Annotated in this window: 19 protein-coding genes; 11 read left to right on the top strand and 8 right to left on the bottom strand. The window is 70.1% G+C overall.

Annotated elements, in window-relative coordinates:
* Positions 1–153 precede the first annotated feature (153 nt).
* From ACFVQ0_RS11755 to ACFVQ0_RS11775, 5 genes are all read left to right on the top strand, one after another.
* Entirely contained in the window at positions 154–1,971 is a 1,818-nt protein-coding gene (locus tag ACFVQ0_RS11755) for a purine-cytosine permease family protein (RefSeq protein WP_390086906.1), read from the top strand.
* Positions 1,972–2,205: 234 nt separating this feature from the next.
* Positions 2,206–2,433 carry an SPOR domain-containing protein gene (locus ACFVQ0_RS11760; protein WP_390086908.1) on the top strand — a complete coding sequence of 76 codons (228 nt, stop codon included), beginning with the start codon at positions 2,206–2,208 and terminating at the stop codon, positions 2,431–2,433.
* Positions 2,434–2,487: 54 nt separating this feature from the next.
* Positions 2,488–2,892, top strand: a complete 405-nt coding sequence (locus ACFVQ0_RS11765; RefSeq protein ID WP_390086910.1) for a (deoxy)nucleoside triphosphate pyrophosphohydrolase — start codon at positions 2,488–2,490, stop codon at positions 2,890–2,892.
* Between the two features lie 190 nt (positions 2,893–3,082).
* Positions 3,083–3,511 (top strand): ATP-binding protein, encoded by a 429-nt coding sequence (locus ACFVQ0_RS11770; RefSeq protein ID WP_390086912.1) that lies wholly within the window; start codon positions 3,083–3,085, stop codon positions 3,509–3,511.
* A 193-nt stretch (positions 3,512–3,704) separates the two neighbouring features.
* Positions 3,705–6,398 carry a SpoIIE family protein phosphatase gene (locus ACFVQ0_RS11775; RefSeq protein ID WP_390087775.1) on the top strand — a complete coding sequence of 898 codons (2,694 nt, stop codon included), beginning with the start codon at positions 3,705–3,707 and terminating at the stop codon, positions 6,396–6,398.
* Positions 6,399–6,434: 36 nt separating this feature from the next.
* On the opposite strand, the gene ACFVQ0_RS11780 is transcribed toward ACFVQ0_RS11775, so the two are convergent.
* The gene (locus ACFVQ0_RS11780; RefSeq protein WP_390086914.1) at positions 6,435–7,148 is read right to left on the bottom strand and encodes a PspA/IM30 family protein; all 714 of its coding nucleotides are present in this window, start codon (positions 7,146–7,148) and stop codon (positions 6,435–6,437) included.
* A gap of 134 nt (positions 7,149–7,282) precedes the next feature.
* Complete coding sequence (locus ACFVQ0_RS11785; protein WP_390087776.1) at positions 7,283–9,421, bottom strand: TPM domain-containing protein; 2,139 nt, start codon at positions 9,419–9,421, stop codon at positions 7,283–7,285.
* Between the two features lie 214 nt (positions 9,422–9,635).
* Between ACFVQ0_RS11785 and ACFVQ0_RS11790 the strand changes: the two genes are divergently transcribed.
* Positions 9,636–10,679 carry a hypothetical protein gene (locus ACFVQ0_RS11790; protein WP_390087778.1) on the top strand — a complete coding sequence of 348 codons (1,044 nt, stop codon included), beginning with the start codon at positions 9,636–9,638 and terminating at the stop codon, positions 10,677–10,679.
* A gap of 28 nt (positions 10,680–10,707) precedes the next feature.
* Here ACFVQ0_RS11790 and ACFVQ0_RS11795 read toward each other — a convergent pair whose 3' ends face one another.
* The 5 genes from ACFVQ0_RS11795 to ACFVQ0_RS11815 form a co-directional block, all read right to left on the bottom strand.
* Positions 10,708–12,216: a glucoamylase family protein gene (locus ACFVQ0_RS11795; protein ID WP_390086916.1), complete on the bottom strand. Its 1,509-nt coding sequence runs from the start codon at positions 12,214–12,216 to the stop codon at positions 10,708–10,710.
* Between the two features lie 249 nt (positions 12,217–12,465).
* The gene (locus ACFVQ0_RS11800) at positions 12,466–13,668 is read right to left on the bottom strand and encodes a glycoside hydrolase family 1 protein (RefSeq protein WP_390086918.1); all 1,203 of its coding nucleotides are present in this window, start codon (positions 13,666–13,668) and stop codon (positions 12,466–12,468) included.
* 114 nt (positions 13,669–13,782) lie between these two features.
* On the bottom strand, positions 13,783–14,694 hold the full coding sequence (locus ACFVQ0_RS11805; RefSeq protein ID WP_390086920.1) for a carbohydrate ABC transporter permease: 912 nt from the start codon (positions 14,692–14,694) through the stop codon (positions 13,783–13,785).
* The gene (locus ACFVQ0_RS11810) at positions 14,691–15,683 is read right to left on the bottom strand and encodes a carbohydrate ABC transporter permease (protein ID WP_390086922.1); all 993 of its coding nucleotides are present in this window, start codon (positions 15,681–15,683) and stop codon (positions 14,691–14,693) included. Before ACFVQ0_RS11810 ends, ACFVQ0_RS11805 begins: the two co-directional genes overlap by 4 nt.
* A gap of 5 nt (positions 15,684–15,688) precedes the next feature.
* Entirely contained in the window at positions 15,689–16,939 is a 1,251-nt protein-coding gene (locus ACFVQ0_RS11815) for a sugar ABC transporter substrate-binding protein (protein WP_390086924.1), read from the bottom strand.
* A 257-nt stretch (positions 16,940–17,196) separates the two neighbouring features.
* On the opposite strand from ACFVQ0_RS11815, the gene ACFVQ0_RS11820 reads away from it, so the two are divergent.
* Positions 17,197–18,177 (top strand): acetylxylan esterase, encoded by a 981-nt coding sequence (locus ACFVQ0_RS11820; protein ID WP_390086926.1) that lies wholly within the window; start codon positions 17,197–17,199, stop codon positions 18,175–18,177.
* Positions 18,178–18,301: 124 nt separating this feature from the next.
* Here the strand turns inward: ACFVQ0_RS11820 and ACFVQ0_RS11825 are convergent, their stop codons facing one another.
* The gene (locus tag ACFVQ0_RS11825; RefSeq protein WP_390086928.1) at positions 18,302–19,357 is read right to left on the bottom strand and encodes a LacI family DNA-binding transcriptional regulator; all 1,056 of its coding nucleotides are present in this window, start codon (positions 19,355–19,357) and stop codon (positions 18,302–18,304) included.
* Positions 19,358–19,515: 158 nt separating this feature from the next.
* Here ACFVQ0_RS11825 and ACFVQ0_RS11830 point away from each other — a divergent pair, with 158 nt between their 5' ends.
* The 4 genes from ACFVQ0_RS11830 (at position 19,516) to ACFVQ0_RS11845 (ending at position 24,738) form a co-directional block, all read left to right on the top strand.
* A complete protein-coding gene (locus ACFVQ0_RS11830; protein WP_390086930.1) occupies positions 19,516–19,971 on the top strand; it encodes a MarR family winged helix-turn-helix transcriptional regulator in 456 nt (151 codons plus the stop codon).
* Positions 19,968–21,416, top strand: a complete 1,449-nt coding sequence (locus ACFVQ0_RS11835; RefSeq protein ID WP_390086932.1) for an MFS transporter — start codon at positions 19,968–19,970, stop codon at positions 21,414–21,416. The genes ACFVQ0_RS11830 and ACFVQ0_RS11835 overlap by 4 nt, the downstream gene beginning before the upstream one ends.
* 35 nt (positions 21,417–21,451) lie before the next feature.
* Entirely contained in the window at positions 21,452–22,003 is a 552-nt protein-coding gene (locus tag ACFVQ0_RS11840; protein ID WP_390086934.1) for an isochorismatase family protein, read from the top strand.
* 317 nt (positions 22,004–22,320) lie between these two features.
* Positions 22,321–24,738, top strand: a complete 2,418-nt coding sequence (locus ACFVQ0_RS11845; RefSeq protein WP_390086936.1) for an ABC transporter family substrate-binding protein — start codon at positions 22,321–22,323, stop codon at positions 24,736–24,738.
* Positions 24,739–24,890: the final 152 nt, after the last annotated feature.

Genomic DNA, 24,890 nt, shown 5'->3' on the forward strand with positions numbered 1-24,890 from the left:
CCGGTGGAACCCGTCCGGCGGCCGTGACGACGAATTAACGTCCGCGCGGGTCCCGTAACAGCCGGGCAATCGTCTCCCGTGACGGCTTGTCATGTCCTGCTCCTAACTTCCCGTTCGAACCCGCACACCGGACTGACGAACGGGAAGTCACCGATGACGGACACAGCCATACCCCAGACGACCGGGGCTCTTGAGGCGGCCGCCGCCCCAGGAGCCCCGGATGGCGCCCCGGCGGGCCCGCACGAGGTCGCTCCGGGGGCCCCGGGAGGCGGAGCCGGATCCCCGCCGCCCCGGCGCAGTTACGCCAAGCTCGCCGCCGACGAGAGCCGTGAGGACTACTCCCTCCGCTACGCACCGCATTCGTTCCGGCGCTGGTCGCCCGGCACGGTCGCGGGCACCGCACTCGGCGGTATCGCCTATCTGGCCGACTTCGCCATCGGTGCCTCGATCGTCTTCACCTACGGCTTCACCAGCGGGTTCGCCTCGATCATGGCGGCGGCGACGATCATTTTCCTCACCGGCATACCTATCGCCCGAGCCTGTGCGAAGTACGGCCTGGACATGGATCTGGTCACCCGGGGCGCCGGATTCGGCTACTTCGGTTCGACGCTGACCTCGCTGATCTACGCGTCCTTCACCTTCATCTTCTTCGCCCTCGAAGGCTCGATCATGGCGCAGGCCATGCATCAGGCCATCGGCCTGCCGGTCCAGGCGGGCTATCTGATCACCACGCTGATCGTCATCCCGATCGTCTTCCGGGGGATGGGAGCCCTCGCCAAGGTCCAGGCCTGGACCCAGCCGATCTGGATCATCGGCATGGTGCTGCCGTTCGTCGTCCTCGCCTTCGAGGCGCCGGACGCCTGGGGCGCGTTCGGCTCCTTCGGCGGGACGGAAGGCGCGGGTTCGGGATTCTCCTGGGTCGGGTTCGGGCTCGGCACGGGCGTCGCGCTCTCGCTCATCGCGCAGATCGGTGAGCAGGCCGACTACCTGCGCTTCATGCCGGCGAAGACGGAGGCCAACAAGCGCCGCTGGAACATCGCGGTCCTCGCCGCCGGTCCCGGCTGGGTGATCATCGGCGCGGCCAAGCAGCTCGGCGGTGCGCTGCTCGCCTTCGTCGCACTCGAAGCGGTCGGCAAGACGCACGCGCTGGAGCCGATCGCACCGCAGATCGAGGCGTTGAAGCCCTGGCTCGGCTCGTTCGCCCTGCCGGCCGCCGCGCTCTTCGTGATCGTGTCGCAGATCAAGATCAACGTGACCAACGCCTACAGCGGCTCGCTGTCCTGGTCGAACTTCTTCTCCCGGATCACCCACCGTCACCCCGGCCGGGTCTGGTACATCTTCCTCAATCTCGTCATCGCGCTGACGCTGATGGAGATGAACATGTTCGCCGCCCTCAACAAACTGCTGGGCTTCTACTCGAACGTCGGCATCGCATGGATCGCGGCGGTCGCCGCCGACCTGGTCATCAACAAGCGGATCGGTCTGAGCCCTCCGTACATCGAATTCAAGAGGGCCTACCTGTACGCGGTGAACCCGGCGGGATTCGGCGCGATGGTGATCGCCTCGACCGTCTCGATCCTTGCCTTCTTCGGGCTGTTCGGTACGTACGCGGAGGCCTTCTCCACCTTCATCGCGGCCGGTCTCTCGCTGACCCTCTGTCCGCTGATCGCCCGGGCGACCGGGGGCAGGTACTACCTGGCCCGGCCCAATCCGGTGAACGGTCCGGGAGTCGACGTCGCGGACATCACCGCCACCCACACCTGCTCGGTCTGCGAAACGGCCTACGAGCTCCCGGACATCGCGGACTGTCCCGTGCAGTCCGGCCCGATCTGCTCGCTGTGCTGTTCGTTGGACGCGGAATGCGGGGACGTCTGCCGCAAGGAACCGGCCAGCGGCCCGGTCCTCATGCCGATGCCCGTACTGCGCGACGGCGCGGGGGAGAGCGCGGCGGCGAACGCGAGCCGGGTGTAGGCCGCCCAGGCCGTCCTCCGGACCCGTCCGACCCGCTCCGTGCAGTTGGGAGGCGGGCCGGCGTGAACCGGTCCGAACCGGCCAGGGGGCGCAGCCAGTTGGATGCGCCCCCTGGTGCTTGGTCCACACCTGGCCGGATCGGTATCTCTTTGTGCAATTCCGTATTCGTTGTGTGAAGGTCAGGCGTACGCTCGGGCATATGCGTACTGCGGTTTCCTGGGGATCCTTAGAAACATGCACGCCGTTCAGGGGAGGGGCGCAATGCTCGGGAGGGCGACGATGAGCGACAGCGGTGCCGTGCTCCCTTGGCTGGTGATACGGCAGGACGACAACGGCAACCGCTACCGCGTGGGCAGGTACGCCACGCAGGACGAGGCCCAGCGAACCGCCGACAAGCTCGATGTCCGCGGCCACAAGCAGCTCTACTGGGTCGAGCGGGCGGGGCAGGCCGCGCGGCCGTAGCGCTCGTGCGCCGCGCCCTCCGGGGCCGGCCGGCCGGGCATTACGCTCCGGGGCATGAGTGATCGCGTGGTGGTGGCCGGAGCCGTGTTCGACCGGGGGCGGCTGCTCGCCGCGCGGCGTAGCGCCCCGCCCGAGCTGGCCGGCCGATGGGAACTGCCCGGCGGCAAGGTGGAGCCGGGGGAGAGCGGTGAGCAGGCGCTCGTGCGCGAACTCCGCGAGGAGCTCGGCATCGAGACGGAACCGCTGGAGCGCGTCCCCGGTCAGTGGCCGCTCAAGCCCGGCTACGTGCTCCGGGTGTGGACGGCCCGTCTGGTGTCCGGCGTGCCCGCGCCTCTTCAGGACCACGACGAGCTGCGCTGGCTCGGCCCCGATGAGGGCGAATCGGTCGACTGGCTGGACCAGGACCGGCCCGCAGTGGCCGAAGCCCTACGGCGACTGGCCGACGGCGCACACCACTGAGCGGGGTGTTTGCCGTGCGGCGCGCACCGCAGGGCCCGTGCGCCCTTTCTTTCCGCGTACACCCGTTCGTGCGCATGGCCTTACACCCGTACGCCCCACGTGTCGTCGCCGACCGGTATTCCGCGTTGAATATCGGGTATGTCCTGTTTAACCCCCGAAGTAGGACGTTCTCCGTTGCTGGTCTTGGGAAGTGATCGGCGTGATCGATACCAAAGGCGACTGCGCCGAGTGGAGCTTTCCGGCTGTTCCCGGCGCCGTGCGCACGGCGCGGCACGCTGTCCATGAGGCGCTGCGCGGCTGGGGGCTGGACACGGCGGTCGGGGATGTCGCTGTACTCCTGGTCAGCGAGCTGGTCACCAACTCCATGCGCTATGCGTCGGGCCCCATCGTTGTGCGAGTGGCGCGGCCTCATCTCAACGGTGACGGCCCCGCCGCCCATGCCGGTCTGTTGGTGGAAGTCTCCGATCCGCTTCCGGATCCGCCCACCGAACGTACGGCGGGGCCGGACGACGAGGGCGGCAGAGGACTGCAGCTGGTTGCCGGTTCAGCGAGGCGATGGGGAATCAGGTGCGGAAAGAGTGGCAAGACGGTGTGGTTCGAGCTGGCCCTGCCTGGTTAGGAGTGGGGTGGGACGAACAGCGATCACCAGAGGTTGTACAGAACCTGGCTGAAAGGGACTGAGACCGTGCTGTGATCGTGAACGCCGTGTCGGTGAGGGCCGTAGTGCTGAATACTGCGGGCAGGACCGGTCCGGTGTGTGAGCTGGAGGGGACGGTCGCGTGAGCGAAATACCTGTGACAGCGGGCGACGTGGTGTGGCAGAGCAGTCCGCCGGGCTCGATCTACGACTACATCAGGGTCGCCTCCTTCTCGATCGGCCCCGATGGTCTGATCGAGCAGTGGAGCCGCCGGGCCGCCGGTCTCTTCGGCGTGGCCGCGCACGAGGCGCTGGGCAAGGACCCGGTCGAGGCCTTCATGCCCGGTGAGCTGCGCCGTGAGGGCCATCGCCGGATCGGCGAAGTGCTCGACGGCAAGGAGTGGACGGGACTCGTCCCCTTCCGTATGCCCGGCGAGGGCGCACTCCACGGCCTCGCCGAGATCTATGTGATGCCGAGTGAGACGGCGACGGGTGAACGGGCCGCGGTCTGCATCGTCGTGGACGTCCGCGCGCTGCGCGGCATCGAGACCGACCTCGCGGCCTCGCAGGCGATTTTCGGCCAATCTCCTTTCGGGTTCGTACTGTTCGGTACCGACTTCACGGTGCTGCGTGCCAACCAGCGCTTCGCCACCGTCTTCGGCGGCCGGGCCGACGACCACCGCGGCCGCACCGTCCACGACTATCTCGCCGGCACGGAGGCCGACCGGCTGGCCGCCACCCTCAGCCGCGTGCTGACGACCGGCGAAGCCGTCACCGACCTCCAACTCGTCGGCACCGTCCCGGGTGAACCGGAGCGTCGGCACTGGTCGATGAACCTCTACCGGGTTCACAACGGATCGGGCCGCCCCATCGGCATCGCCGGAATCGCCACCGATGTCACCCGGCGCCATATAGCCGCCCGTGAGGCCGCCAGCGCCAGGCGCAACCTCGCACTGCTCAACGAGGCCAGCGCCCGCATCGGCAACTCCCTCGACCTGGAGACCACCGCCCGCGAACTCCTCGACGTCGCCGTACCGGGCTTCTGCGACCTGGCATCCGTCGACCTCTACCAATCACTCCTCACCGGTGAGGAGGCGCCGCCCGGCAGCTGGAGCTCGCCGCGTCAGGAATCGGTCGGCGGCTCCGCCGAACTGCGCCGCGTCGCCTTCGCCAGCGCTGTTTCGGATGCGATGCCGGACGCCATGCCTGGCGCCATGCCCGACGTGATGCCGGACGCCATGTCCGACGTGACACCCGATGCGATGCCCGGCAGCGGGTCCGGCACGGCTGTCGGCCCTGGGCCCAGTCACGGGCGGGGCGCCGGTTACGGTGATGACGCCGCGCTGAACCAACCGGTCGCGGGCAACGGTGCACCGCCCGCGCTTGGAGCGGTGCACCGTTACCCGTTCAACTCGCCGTGCGCCATAGCTCTGCGCACCGGCCACATCGAGGACGTGCCCGGCGACGACCGCGGATTCGTCCAGTCCACCTTCGCGGTGCCGATGGTCGCTCACGACACCGTGGTCGGCCTCGTGCAGTTCTCCCGTACGAAGGGCAGCGAGCCCTTCGGGGAACGGGACCGGGCGCTGGCCACCGAACTCGCCGCCCGCGCCGCCGTCTGCATGGACAACGCCCGCCTCTACCGGCGCGAGCACGAGCGCGCCCTGATACTTCAGCGCAGCCTGCTGCCCCCCGGCGACCCCGAGGCCGCCGGCCTCGACATCGCCTGCCGCTATCTGCCCGGCAACACCGCGACCGAGGTGGGCGGCGACTGGTTCGACGTGATCGAACTTCCCGGGCACCGCACCGCCCTGGTCGTCGGTGATGTGATGGGCCGCGGCCTGCGCGCCGCGGTGGCCATGGGGGAACTGCGCACCGCCGTAAGGACCCTGGCCCTCCTCGACCTGGAACCCGCAGAGGTGCTCTCCGCGCTCGATGAAGTCGCCCGAGGTCTCGGCACCCCCGGTGGCAGTACCTCCTCCGACGGGACCGGCGGCGCCCAGTGGCCCTCGCGGGCCGCGCACAAGTCCCGGGAGGCAGACCTCTCCGAGGTCTATCTGGCGACCTGTATCTACGCCGTCTACGACCCGGTCACCCGACGGTGCACGTTCGCCAATGCCGGACATCTTCCCCCTGTCGTGGTCGAGCCGGGTGAACCGGCGCTCCTGCTCGACGTCCCGCCCGGCATGCCGCTCGGTGTCGGCGGCGAGCCCTTCGAGGAAGTCGAGGTCGAACTCAAGGAGGGCGCCCTCCTCGCCCTCTACACGGATGGTCTCGTCGAGTCCCGCGACCATCCGCTGGACGAAGGACTGGAAGCGCTGCGCGGCGCCCTCGTCGAACCCGCGCCGCTCCTTGAGGACGTCTGCGACCGCGTACTGAGCACTCTCGACACCCGCCACGGCGAGGACGACATCGCCCTGCTGATGGCCCGCATCCAGGGGCTGCCCACCGAAGCCGTCGGGGACTGGCGGCTGCCCCGCGAACCCCGCTCGGTCGGCCGTGCCCGCGAGCTCGCCCGAGGCCAGCTGCTCGCCTGGGACCTCGACGACCTGGTGGACACCACCGAACTGCTCGTCAGCGAACTCGTCACCAACGCCCTGCGGTACGGCGAGGGCGAGATCAGGCTCCGGCTGCTGCGCGACCGTACCCTCGTGTGCGAGGTATGGGACGCGGGTCTCGTCCAGCCGCGGCGGAGGCGGGCACGCGATACGGATGAGGGCGGTCGTGGCCTGCAACTGGTCGGCCTGCTGAGCGCGGCCTGGGGATCACGCCGTACGCCGCGAGGCAAGACGGTCTGGTTCGAACTGCCGCTGCCCGACGGCCGGCCCGCCGCCGAGCGCACGGTCGAGGAGCTTCTGAGCATGTTCTGATCGTTCTCATCATGCTGATCACGGACCGGACCGGACTCATGAGGCCGTCTTCAGGGCCGCGAGACGCGCCTCGACCTCCGCGCTGGCCCCCAGCGTGTCCAACTGCTCGAACTGGGCGTCCAGCGACGACGCGGCAAGCTCCTGCTTGCCCACCGCCTTCGCCTCCTCGCGCCGCACCTTGTCCTCGAACCGGCTGATCTCACTGGTCGGGTCGAGGACATTGATGTTCTTGACGGAGTCCATCATCTGGTTCTGCGCCTGTGCGGACTTGGCCCGCGCGACCAGCTCGTCCCGCTTGGCCTTCAGCTCCGCCAGCTTGGCCTTCATCTGATCCAGGCCAGACTTGAGCTTGTCCACCACCTCCGTCTGCGAGGCGATGGTCGGCTCCGCCGTCTTCGCCTCCTTCTCCGACTGGAGCTGCCGGCCGAGCGCGACCTTGGCCAGGTTGTCGAACTTGTCGGCATCGGCCGCCGATCCGCCCCTACGCAGCTCATCCGCCTTGCGGCTGGCGGCGAGCGCCTTCTCGCCCCACTCCCTGGCGGTCTCGACATCCTCCCGGTGGTCCTGCTCCATCAGCCGCAGGTTGCCGATCGTGGCCGCCACGGCCTGTTCGGCCTCCGAGATATTGGACGTGTAGTCGCGGATCAGCTGGTCCAGCATCTTCTGCGGATCCTCGGCCTGGTCGAGGAGCGCGTTGATGTTTGCCTTCGCCAGCTGCGTGACGCGTCCGAGAATGGTCTGCTTGCTCATGGCACCTCTCCTGTGTGTCCAGTGCTGCATCGCCCAGTGCTGTCTTGCCCGGTGGTGCTCGCTCAGTAGTGCTTCGCCCAAGTGCCGCTCTGTTCCGGGCTGCTGTCTTCAGTGCCGCTTACATGCGGAACCTGTCAGAACCGGCCGCCCCCGCCCCGCCGCCCGCGGGTGCCCCCGCCGCCGAAACTGCCGGGCCCACCGCCCCCGCCGAACCCCCCTCCGCCCATCCCCCCTCCTCCGAATCCACCGCCCCCGAATCCGCCTCCCCGGCCGCCGCCACCCAGGAGTCCGCCGAGGATGATTCCGCCGAGGACCGCACCGCCCATGCCCCCGCCCCCACTGCCCACTCCTTGTACACCGCCCGGTCCATTGCGGTTCCCGTATGCCCGTACGTCCTGTTCCGCCATGCTCTGTGCCTGCCCGGCCAGCGAGTCCGCCTGGTGCGCCTCGGCCAGCGCCCCCTGAGCGTCGTCCGCCCCGGCCAGTTCGCCGGCCCGCTCCAGCCGCCGCTGCGCCTCCGCCAGCCGGGTCCTCGCCTGGCTGCCGACCGCGCCCCGGTGGGTGCTGATGTAGTCGGCGGCGGCACCGATCGTCGAGCGCGCGGTCAGCATCGTCTGGTCGAGGAGTGAGCGGGCCCGCCGGTTGCCCTGCTCACGCTCGCGGGCGCCGGCCAGCGCCTCGTCCAGCGCCGCGTCCGCCTCCTCCACCCGGCGCAGCGCCTCGATCGGGTCGTACGGACCGGCCCCCAGCTCTTCCCGCACGTCGCGGATCACGGCTGTGGCGCGGGCGATCCGCCCCCGGAGGTCCGCCGTGGAAACCCCCTCTGCGGTTCCTTCCAGCAGCCCGCCTGCGTCGGCCAGGTCCGTCTCCGTCTCCGTGAGCGCGGCCGACAGCTTGCCCGCAGCCTCCTCGATCTCCCCGGCGCGCCGGTCGACGGCATCGACGAGAGTGGCGGCCTGGCCGACCGCGCCCTCGGCGGCCCGTACATATACGGCGGCGGCCGCGTTGTCGCCGCCGTCCACCGCCTGCCGGGCCTGGTTGAGCGAAGACGTGGTGAAGACGAGCCGGTCCTTGGCCTGTTCGACAGCGCCCGCGACGGGGGCGGAGGCCGAATCCGCGTACCGACCACGCATGGAGACGAGGGTCGCCTCGGCCGTGGAGACCCGGCCCGCGAGTGAACGGAACGCGGTCTCGGCCGCGGCGAGGGCCTGCGGGGCGTTGCGTTCGAGCGCACGGAGCCGGTCGAAGTCCTCGGAGACCGCGTCCAGGCGGGTGTTGGCGTCCGCGCAGCGGTTGAGGATCTCGTCCAGCATGCGCCGTCGGGTGGCGTCGTCCTCCGGAATGGCGTCGTCGAGCTGCTGGCGCAAGCGGAATGCGGCCGTGAGTTCACCCCTGGCGTAGGCGACGGCCTCGGTGAAGGGGGCCGCGGCCTCTTCTCCGAACTGGGCCGTGGCGAACCCGAGCTCTTCGTCGCTGGTGCGGACCGCGTCGTCCGTGGCGACCAGCGTCTCCTTGGCCCGGGCATCGAGCTCCGGCAGCGGAGTGAGTGGTTCCGCTGATGGGCCCCGGTCGGCGTCTCCAGGCCCCCAGCCGGTCGCGCCGGGCGTCGTGCGGGTGGCCGTGCGCCGCTTCCGGCGGGTGTACGCGTAGGCGGCGGCCGCGAGGGCCGCGATCACGACGACGCCCGGGAGGATCAGGTCCCCCGCGTTCGTCCCGCCGGAGTCCCCCGTACCTGGGTCGTCGGCACCCGGGGTGATCTTCGGAGTGGGTACTGCCGCGCCGGCCAGGACGGCGGAGTAACCGTTGGCGGCACCGATCGCGGCGCCCGCCCAGTCGTTCTCCCTGAGGGCCGGCTCGATGGCGGTCGACGCCACATCCTGGAGCTGGGCGTCGGTGAAGCGGGAGTCCTGGTCGACCGAGTACGCGTACTGCCGGTCATGGGTGGCGACGGCGAGCAGGACGTCGTCGCGGCCGAGGCCGTTGCGGTCGGCCGTCTCGTCGGCCCAGCTCTGCGGGGACCGTCCGGAGAAGTCACGGACGTACACCACGAAGAGCTGGACGCGGCGCTTGTCGTAGAGCTGGTCGAGGGCCGCGACGACCTGGCCCTTCCGGTTCCCCAGTGCGCCGACCCGGTCGGTGATCTGTCCGTCCCGGGCCAGTGTGACGGGATCGTCGGCGCGCGCGGTCAGCGCGGCGGGAAGGGCCAGCCAGCACACCGTCATCAGGACGGCGAGCAGGGCCCGGCCCGGTATGAGGGTCCGGGTTCGGCTCACAGGCGGCGTCACGTTTGTGAGGCTATGTCCACCTCCGGGGGCTCGCGACCCGGCCGGTGACCTGTCCGGCCGGCCCGGGAACGGCCCCGGGGCCTGGCGCGTCCTGCTTCTCGTACGGGCGTGCCCGCCGAGCGGCACGCCCCGGTGTTCGTACAGCCGGAGTACACCGACCGGGACAACCACCGGGACACAGGGGGCGCGCGTGCGTGGACGAATGAGGCGGACGGCAGCGGCGGTAAGAAGGGGTACGGCCCGGCTCTTCGGGACGTGGCCGAGACGGATCGCGCTGGGGCTGGTCCTGGTGCTCGTGGTGCCGGTCCTCACCGCGGGCGTCGCCCTGCGGCTCAACTTCACCGGCGACCCCGGGGACGGCACCCGGACCCGGGGCCGCGACGCCATCTGGCTCGGGCACGCCTGGGTCGACGGCCGGAAGAAGGACGCCGACCTCGACGCGTTCGCCGCCCGGATCAAGGGGACGGGCATCAAGGACCTGTACGTCCACGCCGGGCCCCTGGAACACGACGGCACCCTGCCCGCCTCCCGCTACCCCCGGGCGCGCTGGCTGATCGAGGCCGTGCACCGCACCATGCCCGGCATCCGGGTCCAGGCCTGGCTCGGTGACAGGCTCGCGTCAGAGGGGGACGAGGGGCTGCATCTGGAGCGCGCCGCGTCCCGCGACGCGGTCGTCGGATCCGCGCGGCAGATCCTGGACGCCGGATTCGACGGTGTGCACTTCGACCTGGAACCACTGCACTCCGGCGACGCCCACTACCTCTCGCTCCTGGACGACCTGCGCGCCCTCACCCGGGCGCGCGCGGTGCCGCTGTCCGTGGCGGCCCACCAGATAGACCCACTGCCCGCCGCGCAGACCGTCCTCGGCGCGCTCTCCGGCCGGGGCAAGTGGTGGTCGCAGAAGTACTTCGGCCAGGTGGCCCGCAGGGTCGACCAGATCGCCGTCATGTCGTACGACACCTGGATGCCGCTGGAGGGCCTGTTCGGCGGGTACGTCGCCGAACAGACCTCTCTGGCCCTCGAAGTGACGCCGCGCGACACCGACCTGCTGATGGGGCTGCCGTTCTTCCACGAGAACGACCTGGGCCACCACGCTTCGGCGGAGACGGTCGCGGCCGCCGTCCGCGGCACCAGGCTGGGGCTGGGGCGCACGGACCGCGGCCGGGAACGGTTCGGGGTCGCGCTCTACGTCGACTTCGCGGCACGGGACGGCGACTGGGCGGCGTACCGGGAGGGCTGGCACTGACCTGCCCGTCGGTGGGCGGCCGCCGGGCTCAGATGCTGAAGCGCTCCTTGGCGAGCAGCGGCCGTACCCGGGAACGGAACCCGCCGGTCCGGAACGGCTGCTGCAGCAGTCCCGGGCGGATCGCCTGGGCCAGCGCCGCGGCGATCATGCCCTGGTCGAGGGCGAGCTGATAGTCGCTGACCCGTCCGGTGGAGACGTTGACGGAGTCCCGGAACCCGTAGCCGTCGTGATAGGCACCGAAATCGCGGTCCAGGGCCCGAAGGTTCGCCACCGCCTCCGCCGGTGCGTAGAGCAGGGCGAGGAACGAGGCGTGCGGCGTGACGACACCATTGGTGAACGCCGACGGGGGCGGCAGCGGTTCGCCGTCCGTGGTGTAGGTGCGGTCCGTGTTGGAGGCGTAGCCGTCGAGCTGCATGCCGAGGGCGTCGACCCCGTACTCCTGGTATCCGCCCTCGGGAATGTCGGCGGGGGAGAAGCCCCAGTACCCGTACTCCGCTTCTGACCTGCCGTGCTCGATCTGGCTCCGTACATACCGCTGATGGGTGCGGCCCCACGACTGCGGTGACCATTCCGGTTCCGGCACGAACAGCGGAACCATCAGCGCCTCGAACATCGACCCGCCCCAGGTGGGGACGAACTTGCGGCCGCCGTGCGTGTAGTGACCCTGCCAGACGCGGATGCCGTCCATCGCCACGTAGCTGCCCTGTGGCTGTTGCTCCTGCTCATTCCCGGGAAGCATGGTGCGCAGCAGGTGCCAGTAGTGGTCGGCGGGCAGCGTTCCGTCCGCGATGCCCAGGTAGCTGGCCATCCGGGGCTCGGTGTTGAGCGCGCCGTAGTGATGGCCCGTGGGTTCCCCGGTGTCGGTCCAGAAGCCGCCGCGCAGCTGGCCGGGTCCGGCGACCGGGTCGGCCGGATCGAAGGGCGTGTAGTAGTAGGACCAGTCGGCGTCCGCCAGGATGCGGCCGATGCGGGGCCGCAGCGCCGGCGCGGCATCCGCGGCGATGCGCAGACCGGTGATCAGCCAGGCGTTGTCGACGGAGGAGAGGAACGGACGGACGGGGTCCCCGGTACCGGGCCACTCGGTCAGTACCGAACCGTCGTGCGCGTCGTACCAGTTGAGCCAGAAGCCGTGATGACGCTCCAGCTTCTCCACGGACCGGACCGTACGCTCCAGCCTGCGCCGCATCGTGGCGTCGCTGATCACCCCGAGGCCGCCGGCGGCGACGGTCGACCACAGGCCGCAGCCGATATTGGTGGGCGAGGTCTGGCGTGACTGAACGGGACCGCCCGGACCGGTCACGTCGATCTTGTCGACGGCGAGACCCAGGTCGGTCGTCATTGCCTCGATCGAGTGATACGTATCGCGGAACCAGCGCAGCAGCAGCGGTGTATCCAAGGCATGAACAAGATGAGCGGCGTCCGCCGATGGCACGGACCGAGCGGTGGGAACGGCATGCGCCGGGGACACGGGCGCGGCCCCGAGGGACAGAGCGGCAGCCCCGGTCCCGGTGGTGGTGAGAAACGTGCGACGGTCCATGAAGGTCCAGCTCCCGTTGGCAGAAGGGGGATGGGGGATTTTCGTGGCGTGCTCGATGCGGCGGAGGAGTGCCGCCCGGGGGTGGTGCTGCGCCTGTGGCGCAGTTCGCGGGCGTGGCTTTCGGTGTGTCCCGTGCTGTGGGGCTGGGGTCACGCCCGGAATACCGGTGCGGGGCCCGGCGGCTGTCAGGTGACGCCGGACCCCGCACGGTGGGGAGCCGTCAGGGGGCTCCCGGTCGGAGGACCGACGTCAGTCGGCGATACGCGGCAGCGTGCGGGTGCGGCCCATCTCGCCCAGCCAGGCGGCGGACGGCTTCGGCAGCCGCTCGAAGGTCTCCGGGTTCCACCCGATGAGGCCGAAGGTCGGCGCGTAGGAGCCCCACTCGTAGTTGTCCAGGGCGCTCCACGCGAGGTAGCCCTCGACGCGCAGTCCGTCCTGGATGGCGGACGCGACCTCGTTCAGGGCACCGGTGTAGTAGTCGATCCGGCGGCTGTCCTTGTCGGTCGCGATGCCGTTCTCGGTGACGATCAGAGGCATGTCGTGGCCGACGACCTCGGCGGTGTGGCGCAGCGCGTGTCCCACGGCGGAGGGGTAGTACTCCCACTGCGTGAGGGTGCGCTCCACGTCGTCGGCGGTGGGGATCGGTCCGTCCGTGCCGATCCTGGTCCGGGTGTAGGACTGCACCCCGATCCAGTCGTCGCCCCGGGCGGCCTCGATGAAGATGTCCTCGCGCGGGTGGCGGTAGGCGGCGGTGATCTCCTCGGCGCCGGGCAGGGCCTGGTAGACCTGGTTGGCGATGGTCCAGCCGACCTGGATGTCGGCGTTGATCGCCTTGACCTCCTTGACGGCCGCGTGGTGGGCGGCGATGACGGCCTGAGTGGTCTCGTCGTCGGGGGTCGGCAGACCGGCGGGCGGGAAGCCGATGTCGCCGCGCTTGGCCTGGCCCGCCATTACGGCGATCATGTTCGGCTCGTTGATGGTGCAGACGTGGCTGACGCCCTCGCTGATCACGGGTGCGCAGGCGGCGACGTAGCGGGCGAACAGCTCCGTCGCGCCCTCCGCGGTGAAGCCGCCGCGGGCCTCGAACCACTGCGGCACGGTGAAGTGGTGCAGGGTGATCATGGGGCGCAGTCCGCGCTCGATGGCGCCCTCGACCATACGGCGGTAGTGGGCGATCTCGGCCCGGGAGAACTGCCCCTCGGCGGGCTCGATACGGGCCCACTCGATGGAGAACCGGTAGTCGGTGAAGCCCAGTCCGGCCAGGACGTCCATGTCCTCGTGCCAGCGGTGGTAGCTGTCGCAGGCGTCCAGGCTGGGCTCCTGGATGTGGGTGCCCGCGGTGTGCTCCTTGACCCACCAGTCGCTGTTGGTGTTGTTGCCCTCGATCTGGTGGGCGGCCGTGGAGGCGCCCCACAGGAAGCCTTCGGGGAACGGGACCTGGGTGTGAGTCATCGCAAACTGTCTTTCTGGTGCAGTGAGGGGAGCGGCCGGCGGGTGTGCGGGTGCGGGCCACTTGCGTATGGGAGGGGCGGCCGGGGGCGGGTCAGGGCCGCCCCCGGTAGCGGACTACTTCATGCCCGCGGTGGCGATGCCCTGCGTGAAGTGCCGCTGGAGCGCGATGAACACGACCAGGACCGGCAGCACGATCAGGAAGGAGCCGGCCATCAGCATGCCGTTGGAGCCACCCGCCTTGTTCGGGTCGGTGGCGAAGGTGGCCAGGGCGACCGGAAGGGTGTATTTGTCGGGGTCGTTCGTCGCGATGAGCGGCCAGACGAAGTTGTTCCAGGAACCGAGGAACGTGAAGATCGACAGCGTCGCCAGGGCGGGCTTCACCAGCGGCATCACGATGCGCCAGAAGATGTACCACTCACCGGCGCCGTCCATCCGGGCCGCTTCCAGCAGTTCGTCCGGGATCGACTGCATGAACTGCCGCATCAGGAAGACGCCGAAGGCCCCGGCTGCGAACGGCAGGACCAGCCCGGCGTAGGAGTCGATCAGTTGCAGCTTGCTCATCAGGACGAAGAGCGGCAGCAGCATCAGGTTGCCGGGCACCATGAGGGCGCCGAGAACCAGACCGAAGATCTTGTTGCGGCCGGCGAACTTCAGCTTGGCCAGGGCGTAGCCGAGCATCGAGCAGAAGACCAGGTTCGAGACGGTGACCAGCACCGCCACGATCACCGAGTTCATGAAGTACAGCGGCAGATCGAGCTTGTCGAGCAGGTCCCGGAAGTTGTCCAGGGTCCATTCGGTCGGGATCCAGACGGGCGGGCTCGCGGTCAGCTCGCTGGTCGTCTTGAACGAGGACAGAGCCATCCACAGGAACGGCGCCGACATGATCAGCAGACCGATCGACAGCAGGACGTAGACGAAGATCCGCTTCAGGGACCTGGGCTCCCGGCCGCCGGCCTTCCGCGCCGACTTCCCGGGCTCCTTCGACGGCGCCGTCGAGACGGCGCCCGGTGCATTGGTGGCGCTCATTTCGTGTTGTCCTTCAGCAGTCGGAGCTGCAGCACCGTGATGCCCATGATCACTACGAAGAGGACATACGCCATGGCGCTCGCATAGCCCATGTGGAAGAAGTTGAAGCCCTCGCGGTACATGTTCAGCGAGACGGTGAGCGTCGAGTCCGAGGGCCCGCCCTGCGTCATCACGAAGGGTTCCTCGAAGACATTGAGGTAGCCGATCGTGGTGATCACGGTGGCGTAGAGCATCGTGGGCCGCAGGAGCGGAATGGTGATGCCCCTGAACTCCTGCCAGATGCCGGCACCGTCCAGTCGCGCGGCTTCCCGTACCTCGGTGGGAATGGCCTGCAGACCCGCGATGAAGAGCACCATGACCGTGCCGACGTTGCGCCAGACCGCCATCGCGATCATCGACGGCATGGCGAGCTTCTCGGAGCCCAGGAAGTCCGGAGCGGTGAGCCCCACTTCGGAGAAGAGGCCCGCGACGAGACCGTCGCTCGGATCGAGCACGAAGCGCCAGACGACGGCGACGGCGACGATGGTGGTGACGACCGGGGCGTAGAAGCCGACGCGGAAGAAGGTCCGGGCCCGGTCGATGCCGTTGTTCAGCAGCACGGCGACGATCAGTCCGAGGAAGATCGTCAGCGGGACGCCGATGACCACGAAGTACGCCGTGTTGAACAGCGACTTGAGGAACTTCTCGTCGCTGAACAGCTTGGTGTAGTTCTCGAATCCGATGAAGTTCGCGTCCAGCGGGTGCGTCACATTGCGCAGCCCGAAGTCCGTGAAACTCATCACCAGGGTGGCGATGATCGGGACGGCCATGAAGACGAGGAAGAGAACGAGGAAGGGAGTGGAGAACAGCCAGCCGGCCATGTTCTGCATACCCAGCGAGGGCTTCCTGCGGCTTCGCGAACCCTTGGGCCCGGCGGCCGGGGACTTCGCGGTCCCCGGTCCGGCCTGCACCTTGGCCGACTCTTCGGCCTTTCCGGTCGTGGTGCTCATGGCTCCTACTTCACGAGGCCTTCGATCTGGGACTGCGCCGTCTTCAGCGCGTCCTCGGCGGACGCCTTGCCCTGGGTCACCTTCGCGATGGCCTGGTCGACCTTGTCGGTGACCTCGGTCCAGTTGGACAGCGACGGGGAGGACTTGGCGGTGTCCATCTGCTTCTTGAAGATCTGCAGATCAGCGTCGTTGGCGAGGGCACCGGAGGTCCAGGCGGCGGTGTTGGCCGGGAGGTCCTTGGTGCGCTTGTACCAGTCGGCCTGGCCCTTGGTGTCCGTCAGGTACTTGATGAACTGGGTGGCGGCGGCCTTGTGCTCGCTGTCCTTGGAGATCACCAGGGAGGAGCCACCGGCCATGGAGACGGAGGACTTGTCGGTGGGGACGTTGGCCACCGCCCACTTGCCCTTCAGCTGCGGCTGGCCCTCGTTCAGCAGGGTGACGTGCCAGGGGCCGCCGAAGAACATCGGGACACGGCCGTTGCCGAAGTCCTTCACCACGTCGTAGCCGGGCTGTACGGACTTGTTGGAGAGGCCCTTGGAGAAGTACGAGCCGTACTCCTTGAGCGCCTTGACGGCCGCGGTGCTGTCGATGACGACATCGCCCTTGTCGTTGACTATCTCGCCGCCGGCCGAGTACAGGAAGGAGTAGAAGTTCTGCACCGTGTCCAGTCCGCTGGGCTGGATGGACAGGCCCCACTTGGTGCCCGCCTTCTTCTGGTAGGCGGTGGCGAGGTCCTGCATCTCCTTCCAGTTGGTCGGAGCCTTGGTGATGCCGGCCTTCTCGGCCAGGTCGGTGCGGTAGTAGAGGACGCGGGTGTCGACGTACCACGGCACGCCGTACGCCTGGCCGTCCACCTCGCCCTGCTTCCAGCCGGCCGGGAAGAAGTCCTTCTCCTGGAAGGTCTTGGTGTCGACCGGCTCCAGGACCCCGAGCTCGGAGAACTCGCCCATGTAGCTGCCGCCCATCTGCGCCACGTCCGGCATGCTGCCGGCGGCGGCCGCGGAGACCAGCTTCTGGTGGGCGACGTCCCAGCCGACCGGGGTCACCTTCACGGTGACGTTCGGGTTGGCCTTCTCGTAGACCTTGGCCACATCCGCGAGCTTCTCGCCCTCGGCCCCCATGGCCCAGACAGTGAGCGTCTGCTTCTTGTCCGCGGCGACATCGTCGCCACCGGAGCTGCCGCACGCGGTCAGACCGAGAGCGAGCACGACGGCGATACCGATACCGGTGGAGGCGGTTCTGGCGATGCGGGGCATGGAGGGCTCCTCCTTGAGCAATCCGGATGTATGCGCTGCCTGTAAGCGCATACATCACTCTGCGGCAGAGATTCGGGAATCCGCAAGAGGGTGCTAGGTCACACTCGTGCAACGTATTGGATATCTGAATGTTCAACTTGGAACGGTAAGTGTGCTGTTTGCGAAAAAGAGAGCGATGTGACCGATTTCGCACGCTTAGGAAACATGGTCGCCTGCGGCCCGGAGCGCGCCGAGCGAGAGGCGATATTGTCGTGACCATGTCTTCATTCGTCCATGAATTCCCTTTTGACCCGTCTTACGGGCGCACGCTCGACGAACTGCTGGCCATCCCGGCGCCCTCCGCACCGGACGACTTCGCGGATTTCTGGCGATCCCGGCACGCGGCGGCCCGCGAGGTCGCCACGGCACCGGAGATCGGGCCGCTGGAGAGCGAACGCGACGGTGTCCGGATCCACGGAGTGACGTTCACCTCGGTCGGCGGGGTGCGTCTGGGGGGCTGGCTGGCGCTGCCCGCGGACGGGCCGGCGCGCCACGGGTTCGTCATCGGTCACGGATACGGCGGCCGGCAGGAGCCGGGGCCCGATGTGCCGCTGCCCCTGCCCGGCTCCGCCGCGATCCTGCCCTGTGTGCGGGGCATGGGGGCGCGCGGTCTCGTGCCGGGCGTCCCGGACGTCTCCGGAGCGCATGTGCTGCACGGCATCGAGTCACGCGAGACGTATGTGATCGGTGACTGCGTGGCGGACCTGTGGTGCGCGGCCTCCGCGCTGCGGGAGCTGGTCCCCGAGCTCGCGGGGGCGGGTCCGCTCGGCTACCTCGGGGAGAGCTTCGGCGGGGGCCTCGGCGCGCTGGCCCTGCCGTGGGACGACCGCTTCGGTGCCGCGCAGCTGACGGTCCCCACGTTCGGGAACCACCCGCTGCGGCTCACGCTGCCGTGCGCGGGGAGCGGGGAGTCGGTCCGGGGGTATCACCGGGAGCATCCCGAGGTCACCGAGGTGCTGAGCTACTTCGACGCCGCGACGGCCGCCGGGTTCCTGGAGCAGCCGACACTGGTGGCCGCGGCTCTGTTCGACCCGTCCGTGCCGCCGCCGGGGCAGTTCGCGGTGTACAACGCGCTGGCGGGGGAGCGTGAGTTGCTGGTGCTGAGCGCGGGGCACTTCGAGCATCCCGGGCTGGCCGAAGAGGCGGCCGCGCTCAGTGCCGGCCGTACGCGGTTCTTCGGGGAGCGGCTGGGGCGGTGACGGGCGTGCGCGTGAGAGGGAGGAGACCTCTGAGCCAGGGGTGACGGGTGACGTGGGACGGGGGCGTGCGCGCAGGGCACGGGGGCCGCGCGCTGCCCGGCCGGTGTCACGCGCCCCGGGCCGGTCAGCCGCAGCCGCAGCTCCTGCGGCGGATCGGGGCGACCGGGAGGGTGAGCGAGACCGGTTCGCGGCCCGCGTTGTTCAGCCGCTGCACCAGCAGTTCGACCGCCTGCTCGCCGAGTTGCCGGATCGGCTGGCGCACCGTCGTCAGCGGCGGCTGGACGATCCGGCTGAGCGGGATGCCGTCGAAGCCGGTCACCGCCATGTCCTCGGGCACCCGCACGCCGCGTCTGGCCAGTGCGCGCAGGGCGCCCACCGCCATCTGGTCGTTGGCGAAGAGCATCGCCTCCGGCCGCTCCCCGCCCGCGTCCAGCAGCTGTTCCGCGGCCCCCGCGCCCTCGGCCTGCGTCATCATCGTCGTCCGCACGCTCGGCGCGTCCGGCACCGGGATCCCGGCGTCCCGGCACGCCTCCCGGAAGCCGCGGAAGCGTGCCTCGGCGTCCGGGGAGTCGGTGTCGCCGGCGATGAAGGCGAGTCGGCGCAGCCCGTGATCCTCGATCAGGTGGCGCGTCAGTTCGCGTTCGCCGTCGGCGTTGGCGACGACGATGTGGTCGAGGTGGTCGATCTCGCGGGGGCCGGCGAGCATCACGACCGGCAGCCGGCGCGATATCACCTCAAGGTCCTCGGTCGGCACGGTCTGCGCGAGGACGGCGAAGCCGTCGACCCGTCCCGCGACCTTCGCGACCAGGCTCTCCGGTCCGCCCTCCAACGACGCCGCGATCAGCAGGGCGTACCCGTGCCGCCGCGCGGCCCGCTCCATGCCGCGGATGATCTGGTCGGAGTAGAGCATCACCGCGTCGTCGGCGTCGCTGTCCGCCTCCGCGTCGGCCTCGGCGTCCGGGTCGGCGTAGTCGGGGAAACAGAGCCCGAGCACACCGGTGGTACGGCTGGCCAGGCCCCGGGCGTTCCCGCTCGGTACGTAGCCGAGCTCGCGCGCCGCCTCCAGGACCCGCTCACGGGTCTGGGCGCGCACCGAATCGGGGGTGCGGTAGACCCGTGAAACCGTGGCAATGGAGACGCCCGACCGCTCGGCGACGTCGTACACCGTTGGGGCGCTCACTCGACCGTCCGTCCGCTTCTTCTTCCGTGCCGACACATATCGGCATACGCCTTTTGAAAGCGCATTCACCCTAGATCGCGGGGCCGGACGGGAGCAAGGCCATCCCGGAATCGACAGGCAACCTTGCAAGATGGCCTGTACATCTTTACGGTGGTCGCATGACACGACCGCCCGCTGCCACCCCCGTCGACCCCACGGCCGAGCAGGTCGCGAACGATCTCGCGGGTGTTGTCGGCAGGCTGCTGCGGCGGCTGCGTTCGTCGTCCTCGGAGAGTCTGCTCACGCCGACCCAGCGATCGGTGCTGGCCCGGCTGGAGGACGGGGGCCCGGCCACCACGGCCGCACTGGCCCGCGCGGAGTTCGTACGTCCGCAGTCCATGCGGCTCACCCTGGGCGCGCTGGAGGAGCAGGGGCTCGTCGAACGGGCGCCCGATCCGGACGACGGGCGCAAGTCGGTCATGTCGATCACCGTCGACGGACGTGCGACGCTCGCCCAGGTCCGGGCCGCGAAGCGCAACTGGCTCGCCGAGGCCATCGCCGCCGAACTCGACGGGGCCGAGCGCCGCACCGTGGCCGAGGCGACGGTCCTCCTCGACCGCCTGGTCGGTTCATGACCGGCAGCGGCCCCGTCCCCGCGATACCCCAGGCGCCGGCGGTATCCCAGGCGCCACGGACACCCGCACCGGCACCGGACCGGGGCGTCGTGCCAGGGTTCAGTGGCCGGCTCACCGCCCCGCTGCTGATCGGCTCGCTGCTCAACCCGCTCAACACCACCATGATCTCCACGGCCCTGGTGGCGATCGGGCACCACTTCGACATCGGAGCGGCCGACACCGCGTGGCTGATCTCCGTCCTGTATCTCGCGAGCGCCGTGGCCCAGCCCGTACTGGGCAGACTCGCCGACGTGCTCGGCCCCCGCCGCGTCTTCCTCGCCGGGCTGCTCGTCGTCATCGCGTCCGGACTGGTCGGGACGGTGGCGCCGGGCTTCGGCTGGCTGATCGTGTCCCGGCTGCTGCTCGGCATCGGTACGTCGGCCGCCTATCCGGCCGCGATGGCGGTGCTGCGCGACGAGTCCGCCCGGATCGGCCGGGCCACCCCGCGTTCTGTCCTGGCCCGGCTCTCCTTCGCGGCGCTCGGCAGCGCGGCCGTCGGTCCCACGCTCGGCGGGCTGCTCGTCATGGTCGTCGGCTGGCGCGGCATCTTCGCCGTCAACGTGCCCGTCGCGCTCATCGCCTTCGGTGCCGCCCTGCTCTGGATCCCGGCCGACCCGCCGCGCCGACGGGCCGCCGACGGCAGCAGGCCACGGCTCGACCTCGACCCGCTCGGCATCGGGCTCTTCACCACCGCCCTGACCGTGCTCGTCTTCTTCCTGCTCGACCTCGCCCACCCGATGTGGTGGCTCCTCGCGCCCTTCGCGGTGCTCGGCGCCGCGCTGGTGCGGTGGCAGCTGCGACGCCCGAACCCCTTCATCGACCTGCGGATGCTGGCGGGAAACGCCGCCCTGTCGCGGACGTACCTGCGGCACGGAGTCAGCTATCTGCTGATCTACTGCGTGATGTACGGATACACCCAGTGGCTGGAGGAAGCCCGTGGCTATTCGTCCGGGCACACCGGCCTGCTGATGCTGCCGATGTCCGTCGCCGCGCTCGTCTGCTCACTGCTCGGCGCCCGCACGAAGGGCATCCGTGGCCCGCTCACCCTGGCCTGCGTACTGCTCACCGCCGGCGCGGGCCTGCTGATGTTCCTCTCCGGGGACACCCCGCTCGCCGTCCTGCTGCTCGCCGGGGCCTGCTTCGGCATCCCGCAGGGGCTGATCGGTACGAGCAACCAGGCCGCCGTGCAGGCCTACGCCCCGGCCGAGTCCATCGGTTCCGCCGCGGGCCTCCAGCGCACCGCCCAGTACATCGGGGCCATCACCGCGTCCAGCCTGATCGCCCTCGCGTACGGACAGTCCACCGGCGACCGGGGCCTGCACCTGATGGCCGGCGTCGCCGCCGTGCTGGGCGTCCTCCTCATCGTTCTCACCGTCACCGACCGCGCCCTGCGCGGCCGTACCTGACAACCGTTCCGCACCACTCAGCAAGGAGCACCACCATGAGCGCCACCACTCTCGACCCGAAGACCGCGCTGGTCGTCGTCGACCTCCAGAAGGGCATCACCGGTCTGCCCACCGCCCACCCCAGCGCCGATGTCGTCGCACACGCCGCGACCCTCGCCGACGCGTTCCGGGCCAAGGGCCTCCCGGTCGTCCTGGTCCGCGTCACCGGCGGCGCCCCCGGCCGCACCGAGGGTCCCGCCCGCTCCGGTCAGCCCGCCGCCGACTGGGCCGACATCGTCCCCGAGCTCGGCCCGCAGGAGGGCGACATCGTCGTCACCAAGCTGACCTGGGGCGCCTTCTACGGCACCGACCTCGACCTTCAGCTGCGCCGGCGCGGCGTGACCCAGGTCGTGGTGGCCGGGATCGCGACGAGCATCGGCGTCGAGTCCACCGCCCGCTCGGCGTACGAGCACGGCTACCACGTCACCGTCGCGACGGACGCGGTGACCGACATGAGCGCCGAGGCCCACGACAACAGCGTCCAGCGGATCTTCCCGCGCCTCGGTGAGACCGACACCACCGACGCCATCATCAAGCTCCTGGGCTGACCGACCGCGCGGCGGGACCCCTCAGGACGACGGGTCCCGCCGCCGGATCCCGGCGGGTCGTGGCGGCACTTCCGCAGTCATTGATTGACATGGGCATGCTAGTTGCAGCTACCTGGAACGGCGGATTCCGGCCGGTGTCCGGTTCCGCCGCCCGGGTGAGCTTCGGCCCGGCTGCGCCGTGTCTGCGGCACCCCTCGCGCGTGGGCGCCTTCAGTGGATGAACGGAACCAGTGTGATCAACTGCAAATGCCACCAAACACGCATATTCCGGTCCATTCGCGTACGGGTGGTCCGGGTCGTCTCCGGAGGTATCAGCCATGTCCCACGTCGGCGTCCCGCGCGGGGCAGCCCGAAAGCGCCGCTCGCTCGCGCTCCTGACCACGGGAGTGCTCACGCTCCCCGTGCTGGCAGGCTGCAGCTCCGGCACCGAGGAAGCGCCCACCTCCGCCGTCCCGCAGGACGTCGCGCCCGCCGCCCGTACCCAGGTCGCGGACGGCGGCACGGTCAACTGGGCGATCGACGCGATGCCCGCCACCCTCAACGCCTTCCAGGCGGACGCCGACAGCGCCACCGGCCGGATCACCGGCGCCCTGCTGCCGACGCTCTTCCCACTGGACGCCAAGGGCCGTCCGCAGCTGAACCCCGACTACCTGGAATCCGCGAAGGTCGTCGAGAACGAGCCCCGGCAGGTGGTGCTCTACCGGCTCAACCAGCAGGCGGTCTGGAGCGACGGCCGGGAGATCGGGGCACCGGACTTCGTCGCGCAGTGGCGGGCGCTGAGCGGCAAGGACTCCGCGTTCTGGACGGCCCGCAACGCCGGCTACGAGCGCATCGAGAAGATCGAGCGCGGCGCCGACGACCTTGAGGTCAGGGTCACCTTCGCCAAGCCGTACGCGGACTGGCGTTCCCTCTTCTCGCCGCTGTACCCGAAGCAGGTGACGGGCTCACCGGACGCTTTCAACGAGGGGGCGCGGTCCACGATCAAGGCGACCGCAGGACCCTTCCGGCTGCGCGACGTGGACAAGGAGACGGGCTCCGTCACGCTGACCCGCAACCCGCGCTGGTGGGGCAGTCCCGCCAAGCTCGACTCGCTGGTCTTCAAGGCGGTCAAGCCGCAGGACCGCACCGAGGCGCTCACCGAGGGAAAGATCGACGTCGCGGACATCGACCCGGCGGCGGCCCACCGCATCGCCCAGGCCGCCCGGGACGCCGGCAACAGCGGACCGCCCGCCCACGGCCCCGGCTCCGGGACCACCCCGGCCGCGGCCCTGCGGTCCTGGGCACTGGCGCACGGCTCCGACGAGGAAGCGGCCACGCGGGCACAGGCGGCCAGGGACGAGCAGGCGCGGGCGGCAGAGGCGTACGCCACCGAGCAGAAGGACCTGCGCGGCTACGTGGTCCGCAAGTCCCTGGAACCCGCCTACACCCAGCTGGCCCTGAACGGCGAGACCGGCCCGCTCGCCGACGACCGGGTACGCCGCGCGGTGGCCCGCGCTCTGGACCGTCAGCAGCTCGTCGACACCGTACTCAAGCCCCTCGGCCTGCCCGCGACCCCGCTCGGCAGTCACCTGGCCCTGGCCGGACAGCCCGGCTACAAGGACAGCAGCGGCGCACTCGGCGGTCAGGACACCAAGGAGGCGCAGGCCCTGCTGGCCGACGCGGGCTGGACGCGGGAGGGCGCCCTCAGAAAGACGGAGGGCACCAAGGCCGGCAGCGAGGGCGAGAAGCAGACGGACAAGAAGACAGAGGCCGACAAGAAGGCGGCCGAGGACAAGAAGGCCGCGGACGAGAAGGCCGCCAGGGAAAAGAAGGAAGAAGAGAAGAAGGACGACGGCAAGAAGGACGACGGCAAGACCGACGACGGCAAGAAGGACGACGCCGCCGGCCGCGAGCCCGCCAAAGACGACGGCCTGTACATCGTCGGCGACGACAGCAAGCCCGGTGAGGCCGAGGGCGCCGTCACCCGCGTCATCGCCCCGGCCCCCGCCGCCGCCGTGCAGAGCGCCGCGCTGCTGCGCCAGGCCGGACGGCTGGGCGAGACGGGCACCTCCGAGGACGCCCCGGCCAGGATCGCCGCCCAGGACCGGCAGCCCGGTGGCGCCGCCGGAGCCTACGCACCGGTCGGCACCGCGGCGCCCGCCCAGGCGCCCGACGCGGCCCGCGGCCCGCTCGGCAAGAACGGCAAGCCGCTGTCCCTGAGGTTCGTCCTGCCCTCAGGGCCGGGCTCCGAGTCGCTGCGCAGCGTCGGGGAGAAGATCGCCGCGATGCTCGACACGATCGGGATCCGTACCGAGATCACCAAGGTCTCCGACGAGAGCTACTTCCGGGACCACGTCGCCTCCGGTGACTACGACATGGCGCTCTACTCCTGGCCCGCGACCGCCTATCCGGCCACCGACGACCGCCCGATCTTCGCCAAGCCGGTACCGGCCACCGACGGCTCGCTGCTCGTCGAGCAGAACTACACCCGCGTCGGCTCCGACCACATCGACCAGCTCTTCGACCAGGCGGCCGGGGAACTCGACGAGAGCGCGGCCACGAAGCTGATGAAGCAGGCCGACGCCCGGATCTGGGCCGCGGCGGGATCGATTCCGCTCTACCAGCGACCGCAGCTCGTCGCGACCGACAAGAAGCTGGCCAACGTCGGCGCCTTCGGCTTCGGAGTGCCCCACTACCAGGACATCGGCTTCAAGAAGCCGCAGGCGGCCGGCGCCCCCGCCGCTCCCAGGAAATAGCAGGTCAGCGCGGGGTTCCGAAAGCTCAGAACTGGCTCAATTCCCTTGCCCGCCGGCCTGCCGGCGGGCAAGGCTGTGTGCACCCGCTGACCCGGGTAGCCGCTCCGCCTCCCGGCCTCGGGGCCCCAACCCCGACGGCCGCGGCGCACAGG

This window comes from Streptomyces sp. NPDC057900 (assembly GCF_042887885.1).
Taxonomy (GTDB): domain Bacteria; phylum Actinomycetota; class Actinomycetes; order Streptomycetales; family Streptomycetaceae; genus Streptomyces.